The following is an 18,300-nucleotide window of genomic DNA, read 5'->3' as shown; positions in this document are numbered from 1 at the left end:
AACGGCCTCATGACGACGCTCGGAAGCGGGGAAACGCGATCGTGTTCGAAATCCTTTTTATTTCAACTATTAACGGTATCCTTTACGGGATGCTGCTGTTTCTTATGGCCAGCGGACTGACCGTCATCTTCAGTATGATGGGCGTTCTGAACCTGGCCCATGCCAGCTTTTATATGCTGGGCGCCTTTTTTGGTTTTGAAATTACCCAGCATATGGGCTTTTGGGCAGGTCTGGTGTTTGCACCCCTTATCGTTGCCGGTATCGGCATGGTGGTGGAGCGTTATGGCCTGCGCCATGTTCATCGTCACGGCCATGTCGCCGAACTGCTTTTCACCTTTGGTTTGACCTTTGTCATTCAGGAAGTGGTGGAAATGGTATGGGGCAAGCTGCCGGTCGATTATCGCGTGCCCGCATCGCTCGATTTTTCCGCTTTCACGGTTTTTGCCACCACCTATCCCGCCTTCAAAATGTTTGCGTTGCTGGTATCGGTCGTCATTTTCCTGGCACTGTTGCTGGTTATCCGGCGCACGCGTATCGGGCTGATTGTGCAGGCCGCCTTGTCCCACCCCGATATGGTCGGGATGCTGGGCCATAACGTTGATCGCATTTTCATGCTGGTTTTTGGTGTCGGGGTGGCGCTGGCTGCCGTTGCGGGCGTTATCGCCGGTCCGGTGCTGGTCACACAATCGAACATGGCCGGTCTTTTGGGGCCGATCCTGTTTGTTGTGGTTGTGGTGGGCGGCCTGGGCTCGCTGGGCGGGGCGTTTGTGGCATCCTTGCTGATTGGTCTGGTGCAAACCTATGCCGTTGCTTTCAACATATCCCTGGCTGACGTTTTTGGCAGTTCCCCGCTGACCGGCAATGTCGCCTTTTATCTTGACGATCTGTGGAACGTGACGGTCGCCCAGATTGCACCAATTTTGCCTTATCTGCTTTTGGTGCTGATTTTGATCTTTCGGCCGCGCGGATTGATGGGGACGAACAACCGATGAGTCAGAAAACCGATATGAAAATTCCTGCGCTGCCGTCGGGTGCGCGCGAAAGCTTTCTGGCGCGTTTTGGTATCTGGATTGTTGCCGCGATCGTGCTGGCAGGCTTGCCCTATGTTTTCAGTTCAGGGCTGTCTGTATCCACAATGTGCATGATGGGCACCATGATCATCTTTGCGCTGTCCTATAACATGCTGTTGGGGCAAACCGGTTTGCTGTCGTTTGGACATGCGGTGTTTTTTGGTCTGGGCGGTTTTTTAACCGCGTGGGCCATGAATGCCGTGGTTGGCACCGCCAGCCCGGTGCCACTGTTTTTATTTCCCATTATGGGCGGGTTTACCGGGCTTGTTTTTGGCATCATTCTGGGCGCTGTTTCAACCAAACGTTCAGGCACCGCCTTTGCCATGATCACGCTTGGCATTGCCGAACTGGTATCGTCCAGTGCGCTGATCCTGCGTCACTTTTTTGGCGGCGAAGAAGGCATCACGCTTGATCGGACCGATATGGTGCAAGTCTTCGGGTTAAGTTTTGGCCCGCAAATTCAGGTTTATTATCTGATCGCGGTCTGGTGCCTGATTTCGGTTGCGGCGATGTATGCCATAACCTGCACGCCCTTTGGCCGGATATGTAATGCCGTGCGCGATAACCCCGAACGCGTGCGTTTCATTGGCTATAACACCCAAACGGTGCGGTTTATGGCCTTTAGCCTGTCGGGCCTGTTTGCCGGTATTGGCGGCGGTTTGGCAGCGATTAATTTCGAAATCATGAACTCGGCCCAGATGGGCGTCGGGGAATCCGGTGCCGTTATTTTAATGACCTATATCGGCGGGATCGGCAATTTTGCCGGGCCGATCATTGGTGCCGTTGTTGTGACCTATCTGCAATTGATGCTCAGCGATGTTACCGATGTGTGGCAGTTGTATTTCGGGCTGTTGTTTATTGGCATGGTGATGTATGCCCCGCGCGGTTTGGCAGGGTTACTGGCCTTGCAACAGCCGCTGTTGCAAACCCGGCAGTTTCACCGCGTCGCCCCCTATTATGTTTTGGCCCTGCTGCCCGGTCTGGTGGCTATTACCGGGCTTAGCATGGTTATAGAAATGACCTATCAGCTTGCGGTTAAAACCGCCGCCGGGCCGGCCATGGCGTTCTTTTATGTTCCGTTTAATGCCAATTCGCCGCTGCCCTGGATCATTGCCGTTATTTTGTTTGCGGTGGGCACATGGTTGTTTTTGCGCGCCGCCCGCTTGGCCGGGGACGCCTATAGCGAAGCGCTTGCATGGAGGAAATTGCCATGACACAGCCCAAAAATCCCGTGCCGGCCCTTCGCTTGTCCGGGCTTGAAAAAAGCTTCGGTCCAATGAAAATCATTCGGGGGATCGATCTGGATATTCCCGCTGGTGAACGCCACGCCGTGATTGGCCCGAACGGGGCGGGGAAATCGACGCTGTTTCATCTGATCAGCGGCCATTATCAGCCAAGTGGCGGATCGGTGCGCCTGCACGGCGATGACATTACCGGCATGCCGCCGCAATTGATTGCGCGGCGCGGCCTGTCGCGCAGTTTTCAGGTGACCAACCTGTTTCCCCAGCTAACCGTTTGGGAAAATGTGCGCTGTGCGACCCTGTGGGCGCTGGGATACAAATATTCGTTCTGGCGTAATGTGGAACGTCTGGCCGATGCCCGCCAGCGCACCGAAGAAATTCTCCGCGAAATCAACCTGATCGAGCGCTGGAACATGCCCGCTGGGGTGCTGGCCTATGCCGAGCAACGGGCGCTGGAAATTGGCCTTGCCATTGCCAGCAATGCCAACACCCTTTTGCTCGACGAACCGATGGCCGGGATGAGCCACGGCGAAACCGAACATATGGTGGAACTGATCCGCAAGGTCAGTGAAAACAGGACCCTGTTGATGATTGAACACGATATGGGGGTGGTTTTTGATCTGGCCGACCGTATTTCGGTTCTGGTTTACGGCGAAGTTATTGCGTCCGATACCCCCGAACGTATCAAGGCCAATGCTTCTGTTCAGCAGGCCTATCTTGGAACGGAGGTGGCATGACGATGCTAAATGTGCGTGATCTTCATGCCTATTACGGCAAAAGCCATATCCTTCAAGGTGTTAACATGTCTGTTGGCGCCAATGAAATTGTCAGCATTCTGGGCCGCAACGGGGTCGGGCGTTCGACCACGTTAAAGGCCATTATGGGCAACCCGGTTCCGCGCGGCGATATCGAATTCAAACAGCAAAAAATTGCCGGGCGCAAACCCCACGAAATTGCCCGTCTTGGCATTGGCTACGTTCCCGAGGAACGTGCCATTTTCCCGATGCTGACGGTGGAGCAAAACCTGCTGCTTGGCATTAAATCGGGCCAGAAAGAAGCCCGCTGGAGCATCGAGGAAACCTGGAAACTGTTTCCCCAGTTGCGCGAGCGGGCCAATGCGCCGGGCGGTGCCCTTTCAGGCGGCGAGCAACAAATGCTGACCATTTGCCGCACCCTGATGGGAAATCCCGACCTGATCATGATTGACGAACCAACCGAAGGCCTGGCCCCGCAGATGGTCGAACGTATTGGCGATCTGTTGCAAGAAGTCGCCCGACGCGGCATTTCCATTTTGCTGGTCGAACAGCGCCTGGCAATTGCCATGCGTATTTCGCACCGCCTCTACGTTATGGGCCATGGCCAGATGGTGTTCGAAGGAACCCCGGACGAACTCACGGCAAATATGGATATCCGTCGCGAGTGGCTGGAAGTTTAAGGCTGCTTCCCACGATGATATCGGTACTTGTTCCTCTGCAAAACAGGGGATCCCTGCTGCCAAATGCCGGTCCGGACCTATGTTCCGGGCTGGCATTTTTGGGTGAAGACAAATTGTGTTTGATGGCGGATCGAGAAAGCCGGTCATAGCAGTGTGTGATGAAAATTCGTTACAGGGATTGCATCTTGATCCCGGTTCGGGGCATTATTGGTAATACCAATAATATTGGGCGATCCGGTCGGTCTGGCCGTTTGATCGCTTTTTCAGGAGAGTCATAATATGTCTGAAACCCGTGACGTTCTGGTTGTGTCGCCCGCGCGCCCGCACCAGATGGAAAAACTGGCGCAGGACTATAATCTGCACCGCTACGATAAAAGCGATGACCGCGACGCCCTGCTGGCGGAAGTGGCCGACAAAATCCGGCTGGTAATGACCACCGCAGGTGTAGGCATGCCAACTGATCTGCTGGGTCGTTTGCCCAACCTTGAAGTGATTGCCAGTTTCGGGGTTGGGTATGATTCAATCGATATCCCGGCCTGCACCGCGCGCGGGGTCAAGGTCACCAATACCCCCGATGTTTTGAACGATGATGTCGCCGATACCGCCATTATGCTGATGTTGTCCACCTTGCGCCGCCTTGTGGTTGGGGATCGCTGGGCACGCAGTGGCAACTGGTCGAAAAACGGGGCGATGCCGCTGACCACCACCTTGCACAGCAAAAAAGTTGGCATTGTGGGTTTGGGGCGCATTGGCAAAGCCATCGCCAGCCGGGCCGAACCGTTTGGGGTCGAGCTGGGTTATTTTGGCCGGTCGCGCCAAAACGACATTTCCTATCAGTATTTTGACGATCTGATTGCCCTTGCCACGTGGGCCGATGTGCTGGTGGTGGCGTGCCCCGGTGGCAATGCCACCCGCGATCTGATTAATATCGATGTGCTGAAGGCATTGGGTGCAACCGGCTATATCGTTAACATTGCACGGGGCAGCGTCATTGACGAACCCGCCCTGATTACCGCCTTGCAAGATGGTGTGGTTGGCGGCGCCGGGCTGGATGTTTTCCATAACGAACCGCATATGAACCCGGCCTTTGCCGCACTCGATAACGTGGTGATCTACCCGCACCATGCCAGTGGCACCGTCGAAACCCGCGATGCGATGGGGCAACTGGTTGTTGATAATCTGACAGCGTTTTTTGCCGGTCAGCCTTTAATAACGCCGGTTAATTAATCGGGGGCGATCTTGGGCAGCGGGCCGGGAAACCGGCCTTTTGTCATCTGGCTTCTCATACCGGCTTTTTATGAGGATAACTCATGAAGTGCCGGTTAGGTGCAAGGGCAGCGCGCGCGGTCTATGAAACGATTGGCAAGGACTTTTGCAAAGCCCGCCCACCGACTAAGCGCATCAGTGATCGGCTTTGATCAATGATGTTGGGTATAGGCAGGCAATCGGGTAAGCTTGGGGCATGACAAACGCCAGTGATTTGAAAATACGCCTTAAAATCGACCTTCCCGGCGGGGTGCGCCTTGGCTATGGCAAGGTGGATTTGTTGTGCGCGGTCGAGGCAGAAAAATCCATTTCGGCGGCAGCGCGCAAAATGGGCATGTCCTATCGCCGGGCTTGGTTGTTAATTGATGAGCTAAATAAAAGCTTTACCACCCCGGTTATTGCCACCAAAATTGGTGGCAAAGCTCATGGGGGGGCGGAACTCACACCTATGGGCCATAAAGTGATTGCACTTTATATCGCCGCCGAACAACAGGCTAAACAGGCCCTTGGCCCCGTTTTGGGCGACCTGGCGGCTTGTCTGGCTGACCCCGCCTTAAATGATAGCGATGAACAGGCACCGCAAACCTGATGCCAGACCAAATATCACGCGGTCACATCACGCGTCGGTATCGCGCAATTTTCCATCAACAGTTACGGATTTGATCACGGCATAAACCTGCTGCCCCGGTTGCAGGTTTAGCCTGCTGGCGGAATAGCCGGTGATACGGGCATGTATCACCGGGGCATGTTTTTGCGTATTCGCTGTATCTGTCGCCAAATGGCCCAGGTGCAGGGCGACATCCATCCCCGCATGGTCCAGCGGTTGCAAATTGCGGATGGTCACGGGCACAATATTGTTTGCACTGATGCCATCGGGAATGGTCGTGGCGATCATAACGTCGCGGGCGCGAATATGCAGGCGCGTTTGCCGGAGACGCGTGGCGGTGGCGGGTGCGGGGGCTATCGGTGTTGCGGGGCCAAGCAGCGGCACAATTAATTGATGCCCCGCACAATCGAGAAATGTAATGCCCCCGGCGGTGTCATGCCCGGTCACCGTGGCGGGAATAACCGCCCCGGTATCAAATTGCCCGGTCAACGGCGCAAGGTCGGTGCGGGCCAGAATATCAAACACCGACCCGCTGGCGCGCACGGTGCCATTTTCCATCACCACCATATTGTCGGCAAGGCGCGCGACTTCATCAATCGCGTGGCTGACATATAATATCGGCAGGCGGCGCTGATCGCGCAGCGCCTCAAGATAGGGCAGGATTTCGTCTTTGCGGGCCTGATCAAGCGCGGAAAGCGGTTCGTCTAACAACAAAATATCGGGCTTGCCAAGCAGCGCACGGCCCAACGACACCCGTTGTTTTTCTCCGCCCGAAAGTTTTATCGGGCGGCGCGATAGCAACCCGCCGATGCCCAGCATGGCAATGATTGCGTCTATTTCGCCATTTGGCAGCGGGTTTGGCGACCGCCGATGGGCAAAATAAAGGTTTTTACGTACCGTTAAATGCGGAAACAGCCGGGCATCTTGAAAAACATAACCAACACGGCGTTGGCGCGGCGGCAGGTGGATGCTGTTTTTACGGTCAAAAACAGCTGTGCCGTTAATGGTAATGGTGCCGTCATCGGGGCGGATCAACCCGGCAATGGCGTTGATCAGGGTGGTTTTACCGCTGCCCGACGGGCCAAACAGGGCGGTTATGCCGGGGCGTTCAATGGTAAAGCAGGCATCAAGGGCAAGCATCCCGGCCTGATGACGAATATCTATTTCAAGGTTCATGGCCGCACCTGACCGGTCAGTTTGCGACGAATGCCCCGCATCATCATTTCCGAAATAATCAACCCGCACAGCGCCAGCCCGATGGAAAGCATTGCCAGCCTTGCTGCGGCCAATTCACCGCCCGGGGTTTGAATGGCGGTATAAATCGCCAGTGGCAGGGTGCGGGTTTGGCCGGGAATGTTGGAAACAAAGGTAATAATCGCGCCAAATTCGCCCAGACTGGCGCTAAAGGCGGTAATTGCCCCGGCAATGATACCGGGCAGGGCCAGCGGCAAGGTCAGGTTGATAAACCGGTCAATCGGGCCTGCACCCAGCGTTTCGGCTGCCTGATGCAGGCCGGGATCAATATTTTCCAGGGCAATGCGAATGGCGCGCACCTGAAAGGGAAAGCTGACAATCGCCGAGGCCAGTGCCGCCCCCGTCCAGCTAAACACCAGCCGGATGTCAAAGCTGTGAAGCAACCATGCGCCAATCGGGGCCCGTGTGCCAAAGCTGATCAGCAGCAAATATCCCATCACCACCGGCGGTAAAATCAGGGGTAAATGCACGATGGCATCGATTAAAAACCGGCCGGGAAATCGCCCGAATGTCAAAAGGCTGGCGCAGGCGATGGCAAAGGGCAAAGCCCCGGCCACCGCCACCGCTGCAATTTTCAGGCTTAATAACAGGGCATCAATTTCGGCAGGCGACAGCGTCATGGTCGGTATTGGCCCGTTATGCCTTTGGCAGGGTGAAACCGTAATCGCCAAAAATGGCACTTGCGGTGGAGGATTTTAAAAAGTCCATCAGGCGTTGGGACGCCGGGTTTTTCATGCCCTTCATCACCGCGACCGGATAGGTAATGGCAGGATGGCTGTTTGTCGGGAAAGTGGCAACGACTTTAACGCCCTTGCTGATCGCGGCATCGGTGCCGTAAACAATACCCAGCGGGGCTTCGCCGCGTTCGACCAATGCCAGTGCCGCGCGCACATTATCGGCCCGGGCCAGGCGCGGTTCGGTTCTGTCCCACATGCCCAGCTGCGTCAGGGCCTGTTTGCCATAAATGCCTGCCGGAACATGGTCGGGGTCGCCAATGGCAATGCGGTCATCCTTGCCCATCAGCGCTGTCAGGTCGCTGTTTTTATCCAGGGTCACGGTGCCGGTTTTACTGTCTGTCGGGGCAATCAGGACCAGCGAATTACCCAAAAGATCGCTGCGGGTGCCAGCTTCAATCATGTCCTGATCGGAAAGCCAGTCCATCCACTTTTCATTGGCCGATATATAAACCTCTGCCGGGCCGCCCGCCGAAATTTGCCGGGCCAGCGTGGAAGAACTGGCAAATGACAACAGCACATGGTCATCGCCGTGGGTTTTTTCATAAGCCTTGGCGACCTCGCCCATTGCATCGGTCAGGCTGGCGGCTGCAAAAACGGTTATATCTTCGGCATGGGCCAGACCGGGCAGAGCGAACAAACTGGCGACCGCCAGGGACGATAAAATTCGACGAGGGGACAACAGCATCGGGAAGACTCCGTTTGAGGTGAATTATCGCTATATTTCATTGGATATAACGATTGGTCAAGGTCAAACTTGCCATTAAGGCCGGGCAGCGGGAGGCCTCACCCATTTGTTATGTATAGAAAATCGGTGACGGAAGATTTCAGAAGGGCCCGTTATCGTTAAAGTGCGGGTTTGGTTTTTGATTATATGTTGTGGATGATTTTGGCTGTTTTTCCATCTTTTAAAGGGGGCATAGCGCAGGACGCGACGATTTTACAAAATCGATAAAGGCGCGCAAGGCTGCGGGCATATACGGTTTGTCGGGGTAATACAGGTAAAAACCGGCAAAAGGCTGGCACCAGTTTTCAAGCACCCTGACAAGGTGGCCATCGGCTATATGGGGCTGAACGAAACTTTCAGGAAGCAGGGCAAGCCCGACGCCCTGAAGGGCCGCTTCACACAAAATATCGATGTCGTTGACGGTAACCGATTGTGAAATTTTAACCTCGACAGATTGATCACCGTTGCGAAACCGCCATGGAAAAAGAGCGCCGGTTTCGTTCCAGCGATAAGTGACACAGGAATGGTCGCGAAGATCTGCTGGCTTTGCGGGAACGGGGTGGTGCTGAAAATAGGAGGCCGATCCGACAACGGCCATGCGTAAATCCGGTGTCAGTTTAACTGCGATCATGTCTTGCGATATCAGTTCGCCGGACCGAATGCCCGCATCAAACCCCTTTGCCACCACATCCGTGATGTTGTCATCAATGATCAAATCGAGCTGAATATCGGGATATTTCGTTGTAAAATCAGCCAATATGGGCGTGATAACGCGATGAACAGCCAGACGTGGCAGGTTAAGGCGAACCGTCCCACGGGGCTGTGTTTGAAACGCCCCTACGTCTTTAACGGCCCCTTCAATATCTTGAAAGGCAGGGCCCAGTCGCTCAAACAGGGTTTGCCCCGCTTGTGTCGGGGCGACGCTGCGCGTTGTCCGGTTTAGCAGCCTTGCACCAAGGCGTTCCTCCAGTGACCGGATGGTGTGGCTTAACGCGGAGGGTGTCAGGCCAAGCGACTGTGCGGCCCGGCGAAAACTTCTTTCGCGGGTGACCGCCATAAAGGCCGTCAGTTCCGCAAATTCGGTGCCCTTCATATTAATGAATCCTGCTCAGCAAATAATCAAAATTATAACGGATTATCGCCTATAATCAATTGTGCAAAATTGTTCGATCCCTGCTGTTGCCGGCGCAAGACAACGGCATTTCAGTGATTATGAACATGGAGCACCTGATGGCCGAAACAATGAAACGCTGGGAAATGGACGAAATCGGGCGGCAGTTTTTAGAACTGCGCGATGTCCCTGTTCCGCAACCGGCGCGCGGCGAGGTTCTGGTGAAAGTGAAAGCGGTTTCACTGAACTATCGCGATAAAATGGTGATGGAAAATGGCCGGGGATTGCCGCTTTCCTTTCCGTTTACACCGGGGTCCGATATGGCCGGAACCGTTGTTGCGGTGGGCAAAGATGTTGACCGGTTCAAGGTGGGTGAGCCCGTTATTTCCACATTTACGCCAGACTGGATAGACGGCACGCGCAGTGGCAATGCCCGGACACCATCCTATAAAACGCTGGGCGGGTATTATCCCGGTGTGTTGGCGCAATATGTTGCCTTTCCGGCGGACTGGTTTGTGGCCGCGCCCGCCAGCCTTGATCATGCACAGGCCAGCACCTTGCCCTGCGCCGGGCTTACGGCGTGGTTTGCGCTAACGTGCCGGGGGTGCGTAAAGGCTGGCGATATTGTTCTGGTTGAAGGGACTGGCGGGGTGGCCCTGTTTGGTATTCAAATTGCCAAATTACACGGGGCCAATGTCATTGTTTCGGGCAGTGCCAGCAAACTTGCCTGCGCACAGGCATTAGGGGCCGATCACGTTATCGACCGGCACAACGAAGATCTGGTTGAAACGGTGTTGCGGATTACCAGGGATTATGGCGCGGACCATGTGCTGGAACTGGTGGGGGGATCGCATCTTGGCCGTGCAGTGGAACTGGCAGCGGTCGGCGGCCATATTTATCAGATCGGGGCACTGCAAGGGTTCGAGGTTTCATCCCCCCTTATGCCGATTTTGATGAAAGATCTGACACTTCACGGGATAGGCACGGGGCATCGACTTGCATTGGAAAAACTTGTCCGTGCGATCGATCACGCAAAAATCAAACCGGTGATAGATCAACGTTACCCGCTTGAAGATTTACCCGCCGCGCTGGACCGGCTGGATCAAGGGCCGTTTGGCAAAATCGTGATCGAGATGCTGTGAAATCTGGTTGGAACGTAACACCGGCACCTGTTATTCGCAGGCATAAACCATGGCGGGGTCGTTGCTTTCCAACGGTTTCGCATCGTCAATTTGCGTTGGAAAACCATTGCCATCAAGTGCCGTATCGGGGGTGATAAAGCTTGCCAATCGGGTATCGCAATCGATCAGGCGGGTGGTGGCCAAGGTGAGGTGGCTTTTTTGCAGGTAAATTGTGGTGATCTGTTTTTGGGCGGCATTGGCCGGGTTGGTAATGGTTTTATCGCCGTCAATGGCACTAAACCGGTTCACCGGTGCAACCAGCAAGGTCCAGGGTTTGTAAGGTGCGGTGGTGACATAGGTTTGGGTAATTTCCACCTGCGGCGGCAGGCGCGACGACACCCGGTCAAACCAGCTGTAATCATCCCATATCATATAGCCAAACATGCCAAGGGCCGCCGTTAGCGGGATCAGGTATTTCGGGGCTTTACGCCCGGTCAGGCGAAACCCCAGCATGATAAAACCGGCACAGGCAAAGCCAACCACGATGGTGGTAAAGATAAAGACAAACATAATACCGTGCCCTTTGGTGCTGGGGTGAAAGTGCCCTTATGGGTTAGCGCAGGACGCGGTCCAGCTCAAGTTCGCCTTTAGGATCACGCTTGTTGATCTGGGCCAAAAAAAGCTCGGCGGTGGCCATGGCATCGGTCAGGGCATTATGGGCGCGATAGGGCGGTAAATTGTGCAATTTGCGCAGGTTTTGCAGCTTTAACGCCCCGCTTTTAAACGGGATGCCCTGTCGGTGAATATCGCGTAGCGCCAATACCAGTGTATCCACCGTTGGTAATTGCAGCGATGCCCCATACAGTTTTTTGCAGGCCCGGCCCAAAAAGCCCAGTTCAATTGGCGCATGATGGGCCAGCAATACGCGCCCGGCCAACACCGGCAATAACTGGCGCAGCACGGTTTCAATATCGGGGGCATCGGCAACGTGACTGTCAAGAATGCCATGAATAACGGCGGAACTTTCGGTCACGTCTTTGGTCGGGCGGACCAGAAAATGCTGCGCGCTTGAAAAATCAACCCCGCGATTGCGGATCAACACCCAGCCAACACTGATGATTTCGTTGTTTTTCGGGTTTAGTCCGGTGGTTTCCAGATCCAGGGCGACAAACTCTATATCGGAAATATGCCGGTCCGAGGCAACCGGGGCAATATCGTAAAACTGTGCCAGCGGGCCGGTTGCGCGCTTGCGGTTCCAGCGGCGATAAACCTGGCTGTCGAGTATCTTTTCGTGCAGACCCATATTGTATCCTGTGTGCTTTACGCGTCGTCAGGTGCCGCTTTTGCCAAAACTGCTTTCAAGGGCAGTTTGCAATGTCTTTATCACGTTAAAGGCATCTTTGAGGTGGCTTCGCTCGAACGCCGACAGGCTTTCGGGGCGTAAAAAGTTATCGGGCCGTTCGCCCGCGCGAATTTGCGCGACCTGATGTTTTAACCGCGTGATGCTGATAAATTCATAGGCATCCATCAAATCGCGCGCCCCTTGCGCACTGATCGAGGATGTATGAATGGCAGCCTGAAGCCGGTTACTGGTGTTTACCGCGGCAATACCATTGCCCAGTGCATGAATGCGGGCAATATCAACAATTGGCACCACACCACTGTGTTTCATGTCCAAAGTCCGGTCATGTTCGCCGCCCCGGATCATGACGAAGTTGCGAAAAAAGCCCAGCGGCACCTGATGGCTTTGCGCATTGCCGACCATGAAAGCCAGAAAAATGCGGTTGCCCGATGCCATGGTAACAATCTGGCGGTGTAACTGTTCGTAAAGCGATGCCTTGCCATAGATCGGGCGCAAATCAAACCAGACGGAACATAACATCAGGGCTTTGGGTTCGGGGCTTTGGATCCAGTTGGTGAAATACTGGTGCCATGTCGCCGCTGTCTGGCGCCATTTGTCGGTTTTGGCCATCATCTCGCCGGGGCAATAAACGTAGCCTGCGGTGTTAAGTCCGTCGCAGACAAAATCGGCAAGGTCGCGGAAATAATCGCCATGACGTCCGGCGTCATACGAATCATCAAGCATCAGGCAGTTATCCTGATCCGATATTGCCGTTTGTTCCTGTCGCCCTTGCGATCCGCCCGCCAGCCACACATAGGGTACGGGCGGGGGGCCAAATTTCTTTTCACCCAGTTCCAGCAGGCGCGAGGTTACCGTATCGGCCAGGGTGGTGACGATATGCCCGGCATTTTGCGATGTTGCCCCGGCATCAATTAATTGGCGCAGCAATTCGGGAATTTGGGCAATAACACCTGCCATATCCTCGGCCGTGTCCATTTTGCTGATCTCGCCTGCCATATAAACGGCGGATAGCGACTGACGCATTAACAGGTTGGTGGTGGTAATAACCCCGACCGGGGTGTCGGCCCCGGCGGCCACCACCGGCAAATGGCGAATATTATGCCGCGTCATGGTCAGCAACGCATCGAAGGCATAGGCATCGGGGGTGATTGATATCGGGTTGCGGGTCATAATGTTGGCAACCGGGGTGGTATAATCCAGCCCCAGCGCGACAACCCGGTTGCGCAAATCGCGATCGGTGATAATCCCGGCAATTTCACCGCCATCATCGGTTAAAAGCAGGCACGAAACCCGCTCCTTGCTCATATGCTGCCCGGCTTCACGTACGGTTGCGGTTTTGGGCAGGCTGACAACGTCGCGTGCAATCAGGTCGCTGACTTGCAGGCTCATTAATTTTAGCTGGTCTTCGTCGCGTTCTTCGGCCATTTGCATGCCGCCGCGCAGGCGCGCCCCGCCCATCAATTCAAAGAAATAAGCAAATTGCGGATGTTTCCCGGCCAGATCGTGAAAATCGCTTTCAGGAAGCTGGTAAACCAGCGTGTCTTCAATCGCGGTAATGCGGTTGGCGGCCTTGCCACCGCGAAACATGGCGCGCACGCCAAAACATTCGCCTTCCGATAGCCGGGCCAACAACTGCCCGTCGGGGGACTGGGTTTCAACCGCCCCGGTGCGCACAATGTGCAAATGCAGGCACGTAATATCGGGCTGTAAAATAACCGACCCCTTGCGAAAATATCGCGCGGTCAGCCGGGCCGGAATCTGGTCCAGGTCGTCATCGGGCAGCAGGTCAAACGGGTGATGGGCGGCCAGAAAATCGCGGATGTCTTTAAGTTCAAGGCTCATGTCATTCCCCGGTTGCAAAACGGTCGGGCAAGGATGCCAGATTGTGCCGGTAAACCCTAATGTAAAAGACCCCCGGCTGTCTTTGACATGCCGGGGGTCTTGATGGATCTGGTTGAAAAATTTCAGCCAGTCAGATTGCGGCCAGATTAATGATCAACAGCGGCACCGGCCCCTTTGGGAACGCGGATATGTTCGACCATTTCCTGAATACGTTGCGGCGGCTCGGCGGTAACCTTTGATACGGCAAAGGCCACAGCAAAGTTAAGCACCATGCCAACCGCGCCGATGCCTTCGGGGGATATGCCAAACAGCCAGTATTCGGCGGTGTTGGGCAGGATCGGAGCAATGAAAACACCCTTATAGGCAATGATATAGCCCATGGTGAAAACAAGCCCGGTCAGCATCCCGGCAATGGCACCTTCACGGTTAATTTTCTTGGAGAAAATCCCCATGATAATCACCGGGAACAGCGAAGCAGCGGCCAGACCAAAGGCAAAGGCGACCACCTGGGCGACAAAGCCGGGCGGGTTATAGCCCAGATAGCCGGCAATGCCGATGGCAACGGCGGCGGCAATACGCCCGGTTAACAGTTCCTGTTTTTCGGTCATATCGGGGGTGAAGGTGCTTTTAAGCAAGTCATGCGAAATGCTGGACGAAATTACCAGCAACAAACCCGCTGCGGTTGACAGGGCAGCGGCAATACCACCGGCCGCCACCAGGGCAATCACCCAGTTTGGCAATTGGGCTATTTCCGGGTTGGCCAGCACCATAATGTCGTTATCGACCTTTAATTCGTTGCCTTTCCAGCCATATTGTTCGGCTTTGGCGGCAAATTCGGCATTGGCATCGTTGTAATACTGAATTTTGCCATCGCCGTTTTTGTCATCAAAGGACAGAAGACCGGTTGATTCCCAGCGTTTCATCCAGTCCGGGCGCTGTTCAAAAACAAGGTTGCCATCTTCTGCGCCAACCGGGCCGGTTTGCACGGTTTGCGTCAGGTTCAGGCGGGCCATTGCACCCACAGCCGGGGCGGTGGTGTATAAAATGGCAATGAAAACCAGCGCCCAACCGGCCGATGACCGCGCATCGCGCACTTTGGGAACGGTAAAGAAACGCACAATAACGTGGGGCAAACCCGCCGTGCCCACCATCAGCGCCAGGGTAATGGCAAAAATGTCGATCGTGGATTTGCTGGTGGTTGTGTATTCCAGAAAGCCAAGGTCGGTTACAACCTGGTTGAGGCGATCAAGCATAAACTCGCCGGTGCCATTAACGGTGGAACCAAAGGCAAGCTGCGGGATCGGGTTGCCGGTAAGCTGAAAGGCGATGAAAATGGCCGGGACGGTATAGGCAACGATCAGCACGCAATATTGGGCAACCTGGGTGTAGGTCACCCCTTTCATTCCGCCCAGAACGGCGTAAACGAAAACAATGCTCATACCAATGATCAGCCCGGTCAGAATGTCGACCTCAAGGAAGCGCGAAAACACAATGCCGACGCCGCGCATCTGGCCTGCGACATAGGTAAAGGAAATAAAGATCAGGCAGACCACGGCCACGATACGGGCGGTTTTGGAATAAAACCGGTCGCCGATAAATTCGGGCACGGTGAATTTGCCGTATTTGCGCAAATACGGGGCCAGCAACATGGCCAGCAGGCAATAGCCGCCGGTCCAGCCCATCAGATAAACCGACCCGCCATAGCCCAGAAACGCGATCAGGCCGGCCATCGAAATAAACGATGCCGCCGACATCCAGTCGGCCGCGGTGGCCATGCCGTTAACAACCGGGTTTACCCCGGAGCCCGCCACGTAAAACTCACCAGTTGTGCTGGCTTTTGCCCAGATGGCAATGCCGATATAAAGCGCAAAGCTAAGCCCCACGGCAATATATGTCAGGGTCGTAAGATCCATTTGAAAGCTCCCCAATACAAACAGCCGATATGGGCTTATTCGTCTTCTCGAACGTTGAATTCGCGGTCCAGTTTGTTCATTTGCCGGACATAGACAAAAATCAGGATCGCAAACACATAGATCGATCCTTGCTGGGCAAACCAGAAACCAAGCTGAAAACCTGCGAACGTGATGGTATTGAGGGCATCAACAAACAGAATGCCAAAACCGTAAGAGACCACAAACCAGATGACCAGCAGGGTCAGCACCAGTTTGACGTTGCGTCTCCAGTATTCTGCGCCGGATTTGTCGTCCATTGCGCGTCTCCTTCCTCGGATGTGAACCTTCCCGCGCCGGGTTTGATCGCAAAATATTGCGCGCCCGGACTTTTTAAAATTTTCATGGGCAATCGCGCTGGTTGCACGCCATGCCACGAAATTTTCCTATCAGCTTTGATCACCCCTCATAAGATAACCCTTAGTCGAATAGGAGGCGGGGCTGGATTCCTTTGTTGGGCGGAAATGGCGGGATCCTGCGGTTTTGGCGGCATGGTACCGGCGCGGGGTCACTGCGGATGCGACCAAAGTCGGGTGGGGGCCGCGATGGCATGGGGCGGGGTAACGGCGATTGGCGCCGTTGCGGTTGCACATTGGCTGGTAAAACCCAGATCAAGCACTGCGTTATGAGCAATCGGGTTCCGGAATCGGCCTTTTGTCGCCACACATGCCTGCTATGGCGGCGCAAAAGGGCGGTTTTGCTTCTTTGCCGTTGTTTGTCGATGGCAGCTCGGTTACAAACGGCGCACGATATTTGCCCCGCAATTACGGGGCGCGGTTCATTTTGGATGGGGAATTTAATGGCATCCTATCAGTATATCTTCGTCATGAAGGACCTGACCAAAGTCCTTCCTGCCGGGCGTGAATTGTTCAAGGGCATCACGCTGTCCTTCCTGCCGGGCGTCAAAATTGGCGTTTTGGGTAATAACGGTGCCGGTAAATCCACCCTGCTTAAAATCATGGGCGGCATTGAAAAAGAATATGGCGGCGAAGCCTGGGCCGCCGATGGCGTGCGTGTTGGTTACCTTGAACAGGAACCCCATCTGAACCCGGACAAGGATGTTCTGGGGAATGTGATGGAAGGGTGCGGTCAGATTGTTGACGATCTGGCACGTTTCAACGAAATCAGCGGCAAATTCGCCGAGCCGATGGACGACGACGAAATGAACACCCTGCTGACCGAGCAGGGCGAACTTCAGGAACGTATCGATGCCGCCAATGGCTGGGATCTGGAACGGACCCTGGAAATTGCCATGGATGCGTTGCGTTGCCCGCCCAAGGATTCGGATGTCAGCCTGCTTTCGGGTGGTGAACGTCGCCGTGTCGCGCTTTGCCGTTTGTTGCTGTCCAAACCCGACATGCTGCTGCTTGACGAACCGACCAACCACTTGGACGCCGAATCTGTTGCGTGGCTGGAACGTCACCTTGAAGATTACGAAGGCACTGTCGTGCTGGTTACTCATGACCGTTACTTCCTTGATAACGTCACGGGCTGGATCCTCGAGCTTGATCGCGGACAGGGCATTCCCTACGAAGGCAACTATTCTTCGTGGCTGGAACAAAAACAAAAGCGCATGGCGCAGGAAAGCCGTCAGGAAGGCAGCCGTCAAAAACAGCTGGCCGAGGAACTGGACTGGATCCGTCAGAACCCCAAGGGGCGTCAGGCGAAATCCAAGGCCCGTGTCCGTGCCTATGACGATCTGGTCGCGCAGGCTGCCAATGCAGCCCCGGATTCGGCCAAAATCGCCATTCCGATTTCCGAACGTCTGGGCAATGAAGTGATCACCGCCGAAGGCCTGACCAAGGCATTCGAAGACAAATTGCTGTTTGACGGCCTTGATTTCCGCCTGCCGCCTGGCGGCATCGTTGGCGTGATCGGCCCGAACGGGGCGGGTAAAACCACCCTGTTTAAAATGATCACGGGTGCTGAAACCCCGGATTCGGGCACGTTGAAAATCGGCGAAACCGTCAAACTTGGCTATGTTGACCAGTCGCGTGATGCGCTGGACCCCGACAAAACCGTCTGGCAGGAAGTTTCTGACGGGCTTGACGAAATTTTGCTGGGCAAACGCCCGATGAATTCGCGCGCTTATGTTTCGCAGTTTGCCTTCAAGGGGGCAGACCAGCAGAAAAAAGTCGGCCAGCTTTCTGGTGGTGAACGTAACCGCGTTCACCTTGCCAAGATGCTAAAGACCGGCGCGAATGTCTTGCTGCTCGATGAACCGACCAACGATCTCGACGTTGATACCTTGCGTGCGCTTGAAGAAGCCCTGCTGGAATTTGCCGGTTGTGCTGTGGTTATCTCGCATGACCGGTTCTTCCTTGACCGTATTGCTACCCACATCCTGGCCTATGAAGGCAATTCGCATGTCGAATGGTTCGAAGGCAACTATCAGGAATACGAAGCCGATTACAAACGCCGTTACGGTGAAGAGGCATCGCGCCCGCACCGTATTAAATACAAGCCGCTGACCCGGGGTTAATCCCGCGCCGCGTACGACGTTTTGATATCAAAGGGCCACCCGGTTTGCATCGGGTGGCCCTTTTTTGTTCAGCAGTAATGATGGGAGTTGCGGCGTAA

General features: G+C 54.9%; 17 protein-coding genes and 1 pseudogene. 9 read left to right on the top strand and 9 right to left on the bottom strand.

Annotation, left to right across the window (positions count from 1 at the left end; translation table 11 throughout):
• The first annotated feature begins 41 nt into the window (after positions 1 to 41).
• The 7 genes and pseudogenes from TMES_RS11725 to TMES_RS11700 all read left to right on the top strand — a co-directional run bounded on the left by TMES_RS11725 (position 42) and on the right by TMES_RS11700 (position 5,601).
• On the top strand, positions 42 to 992 hold the full coding sequence (locus TMES_RS11725; RefSeq protein WP_085582662.1) for a branched-chain amino acid ABC transporter permease: 951 nt from the start codon (positions 42 to 44) through the stop codon (positions 990 to 992).
• Positions 989 to 2,284, top strand: coding sequence for a branched-chain amino acid ABC transporter permease (locus TMES_RS11720; protein ID WP_085582660.1), 1,296 nt, complete (start codon positions 989 to 991; stop codon positions 2,282 to 2,284). Before TMES_RS11725 ends, TMES_RS11720 begins: the two co-directional genes overlap by 4 nt.
• A gap of 86 nt (positions 2,285 to 2,370) precedes the next feature.
• Positions 2,371 to 2,814: pseudogene (locus tag TMES_RS23495) on the top strand (ATP-binding cassette domain-containing protein); the annotation flags it as partial.
• Between the two features lie 6 nt (positions 2,815 to 2,820).
• On the top strand, positions 2,821 to 3,048 hold the full coding sequence (locus TMES_RS23490) for an ABC transporter ATP-binding protein C-terminal domain-containing protein (protein WP_425444054.1): 228 nt from the start codon (positions 2,821 to 2,823) through the stop codon (positions 3,046 to 3,048).
• A complete protein-coding gene (locus TMES_RS11710; RefSeq protein WP_245835363.1) occupies positions 3,045 to 3,746 on the top strand; it encodes an ABC transporter ATP-binding protein in 702 nt (233 codons plus the stop codon). The genes TMES_RS23490 and TMES_RS11710 overlap by 4 nt, the downstream gene beginning before the upstream one ends.
• A 279-nt stretch (positions 3,747 to 4,025) precedes the next feature.
• The gene (locus TMES_RS11705; protein WP_085582658.1) at positions 4,026 to 4,973 is read left to right on the top strand and encodes a 2-hydroxyacid dehydrogenase; all 948 of its coding nucleotides are present in this window, start codon (positions 4,026 to 4,028) and stop codon (positions 4,971 to 4,973) included.
• Between the two features lie 235 nt (positions 4,974 to 5,208).
• Entirely contained in the window at positions 5,209 to 5,601 is a 393-nt protein-coding gene (locus TMES_RS11700; protein ID WP_085582657.1) for a winged helix-turn-helix domain-containing protein, read from the top strand.
• Positions 5,602 to 5,628: 27 nt separating this feature from the next.
• Here the strand turns inward: TMES_RS11700 and modC are convergent, their stop codons facing one another.
• The 4 genes from modC to TMES_RS11680 form a co-directional block, all read right to left on the bottom strand.
• On the bottom strand, positions 5,629 to 6,795 hold the full coding sequence (gene modC, locus TMES_RS11695) for a molybdenum ABC transporter ATP-binding protein (protein ID WP_085582655.1): 1,167 nt from the start codon (positions 6,793 to 6,795) through the stop codon (positions 5,629 to 5,631).
• Positions 6,792 to 7,493, bottom strand: a complete 702-nt coding sequence (gene modB, locus TMES_RS11690) for a molybdate ABC transporter permease subunit (protein WP_085582653.1) — start codon at positions 7,491 to 7,493, stop codon at positions 6,792 to 6,794. Before modB ends, modC begins: the two co-directional genes overlap by 4 nt.
• Positions 7,494 to 7,509: 16 nt before the next feature.
• Positions 7,510 to 8,295: a molybdate ABC transporter substrate-binding protein gene (gene modA / locus TMES_RS11685; RefSeq protein WP_085582651.1), complete on the bottom strand. Its 786-nt coding sequence runs from the start codon at positions 8,293 to 8,295 to the stop codon at positions 7,510 to 7,512.
• A gap of 220 nt (positions 8,296 to 8,515) precedes the next feature.
• On the bottom strand, positions 8,516 to 9,427 hold the full coding sequence (locus TMES_RS11680) for a LysR family transcriptional regulator (RefSeq protein WP_085582649.1): 912 nt from the start codon (positions 9,425 to 9,427) through the stop codon (positions 8,516 to 8,518).
• A gap of 137 nt (positions 9,428 to 9,564) precedes the next feature.
• Here TMES_RS11680 and TMES_RS11675 point away from each other — a divergent pair, with 137 nt between their 5' ends.
• Positions 9,565 to 10,587: a zinc-dependent alcohol dehydrogenase family protein gene (locus TMES_RS11675; RefSeq protein ID WP_211275912.1), complete on the top strand. Its 1,023-nt coding sequence runs from the start codon at positions 9,565 to 9,567 to the stop codon at positions 10,585 to 10,587.
• A gap of 30 nt (positions 10,588 to 10,617) precedes the next feature.
• On the opposite strand, the gene TMES_RS11670 is transcribed toward TMES_RS11675, so the two are convergent.
• From TMES_RS11670 to TMES_RS11650, 5 genes are all read right to left on the bottom strand, one after another.
• Complete coding sequence (locus TMES_RS11670) at positions 10,618 to 11,136, bottom strand: hypothetical protein (protein WP_085582647.1); 519 nt, start codon at positions 11,134 to 11,136, stop codon at positions 10,618 to 10,620.
• Positions 11,137 to 11,179: 43 nt separating this feature from the next.
• Entirely contained in the window at positions 11,180 to 11,869 is a 690-nt protein-coding gene (locus TMES_RS11665) for an exonuclease domain-containing protein (RefSeq protein ID WP_085582645.1), read from the bottom strand.
• Positions 11,870 to 11,896: 27 nt separating this feature from the next.
• On the bottom strand, positions 11,897 to 13,771 hold the full coding sequence (locus TMES_RS11660) for a putative nucleotidyltransferase substrate binding domain-containing protein (RefSeq protein WP_085582643.1): 1,875 nt from the start codon (positions 13,769 to 13,771) through the stop codon (positions 11,897 to 11,899).
• Between the two features lie 146 nt (positions 13,772 to 13,917).
• Positions 13,918 to 15,684 (bottom strand): sodium:solute symporter family protein, encoded by a 1,767-nt coding sequence (locus TMES_RS11655; RefSeq protein WP_085582641.1) that lies wholly within the window; start codon positions 15,682 to 15,684, stop codon positions 13,918 to 13,920.
• A gap of 35 nt (positions 15,685 to 15,719) precedes the next feature.
• A complete protein-coding gene (locus tag TMES_RS11650; RefSeq protein ID WP_085582639.1) occupies positions 15,720 to 15,980 on the bottom strand; it encodes a DUF4212 domain-containing protein in 261 nt (86 codons plus the stop codon).
• A gap of 539 nt (positions 15,981 to 16,519) precedes the next feature.
• Between TMES_RS11650 and ettA the strand changes: the two genes are divergently transcribed.
• Positions 16,520 to 18,202, top strand: coding sequence for an energy-dependent translational throttle protein EttA (gene ettA, locus TMES_RS11645; RefSeq protein WP_085582874.1), 1,683 nt, complete (start codon positions 16,520 to 16,522; stop codon positions 18,200 to 18,202).
• Positions 18,203 to 18,300: the final 98 nt, after the last annotated feature.

The sequence above is a fragment of the Thalassospira mesophila genome, assembly GCF_002115755.1.
Taxonomy (GTDB): Bacteria; Pseudomonadota; Alphaproteobacteria; order Rhodospirillales; family Thalassospiraceae; genus Thalassospira; species Thalassospira mesophila.
Note: the sequence above shows the minus strand (reverse complement) of the source record. Positions and strands in the feature narration are given on the sequence as shown.

Coding starts and splice junctions, on each gene's coding strand:
- TMES_RS11670 (WP_085582647.1), bottom strand. CDS start 11,136: ATGTTTGTCTTTATCTTTACCACCATCGTGGTTGGCTTTGCCTGTGCC.
- ettA (WP_085582874.1), top strand. CDS start 16,520: ATGGCATCCTATCAGTATATCTTCGTCATGAAGGACCTGACCAAAGTC.
- modB (WP_085582653.1), bottom strand. CDS start 7,493: ATGACGCTGTCGCCTGCCGAAATTGATGCCCTGTTATTAAGCCTGAAA.
- TMES_RS11720 (WP_085582660.1), top strand. CDS start 989: ATGAGTCAGAAAACCGATATGAAAATTCCTGCGCTGCCGTCGGGTGCG.
- TMES_RS11705 (WP_085582658.1), top strand. CDS start 4,026: ATGTCTGAAACCCGTGACGTTCTGGTTGTGTCGCCCGCGCGCCCGCAC.
- modA (WP_085582651.1), bottom strand. CDS start 8,295: ATGCTGTTGTCCCCTCGTCGAATTTTATCGTCCCTGGCGGTCGCCAGT.
- TMES_RS11680 (WP_085582649.1), bottom strand. CDS start 9,427: ATGAAGGGCACCGAATTTGCGGAACTGACGGCCTTTATGGCGGTCACC.
- TMES_RS11700 (WP_085582657.1), top strand. CDS start 5,209: ATGACAAACGCCAGTGATTTGAAAATACGCCTTAAAATCGACCTTCCC.
- TMES_RS11675 (WP_211275912.1), top strand. CDS start 9,565: ATGGCCGAAACAATGAAACGCTGGGAAATGGACGAAATCGGGCGGCAG.
- TMES_RS23490 (WP_425444054.1), top strand. CDS start 2,821: ATGGCCGGGATGAGCCACGGCGAAACCGAACATATGGTGGAACTGATC.
- modC (WP_085582655.1), bottom strand. CDS start 6,795: ATGAACCTTGAAATAGATATTCGTCATCAGGCCGGGATGCTTGCCCTT.
- TMES_RS11650 (WP_085582639.1), bottom strand. CDS start 15,980: ATGGACGACAAATCCGGCGCAGAATACTGGAGACGCAACGTCAAACTG.
- TMES_RS11655 (WP_085582641.1), bottom strand. CDS start 15,684: ATGGATCTTACGACCCTGACATATATTGCCGTGGGGCTTAGCTTTGCG.
- TMES_RS11665 (WP_085582645.1), bottom strand. CDS start 11,869: ATGGGTCTGCACGAAAAGATACTCGACAGCCAGGTTTATCGCCGCTGG.
- TMES_RS11710 (WP_245835363.1), top strand. CDS start 3,045: ATGACGATGCTAAATGTGCGTGATCTTCATGCCTATTACGGCAAAAGC.
- TMES_RS11660 (WP_085582643.1), bottom strand. CDS start 13,771: ATGAGCCTTGAACTTAAAGACATCCGCGATTTTCTGGCCGCCCATCAC.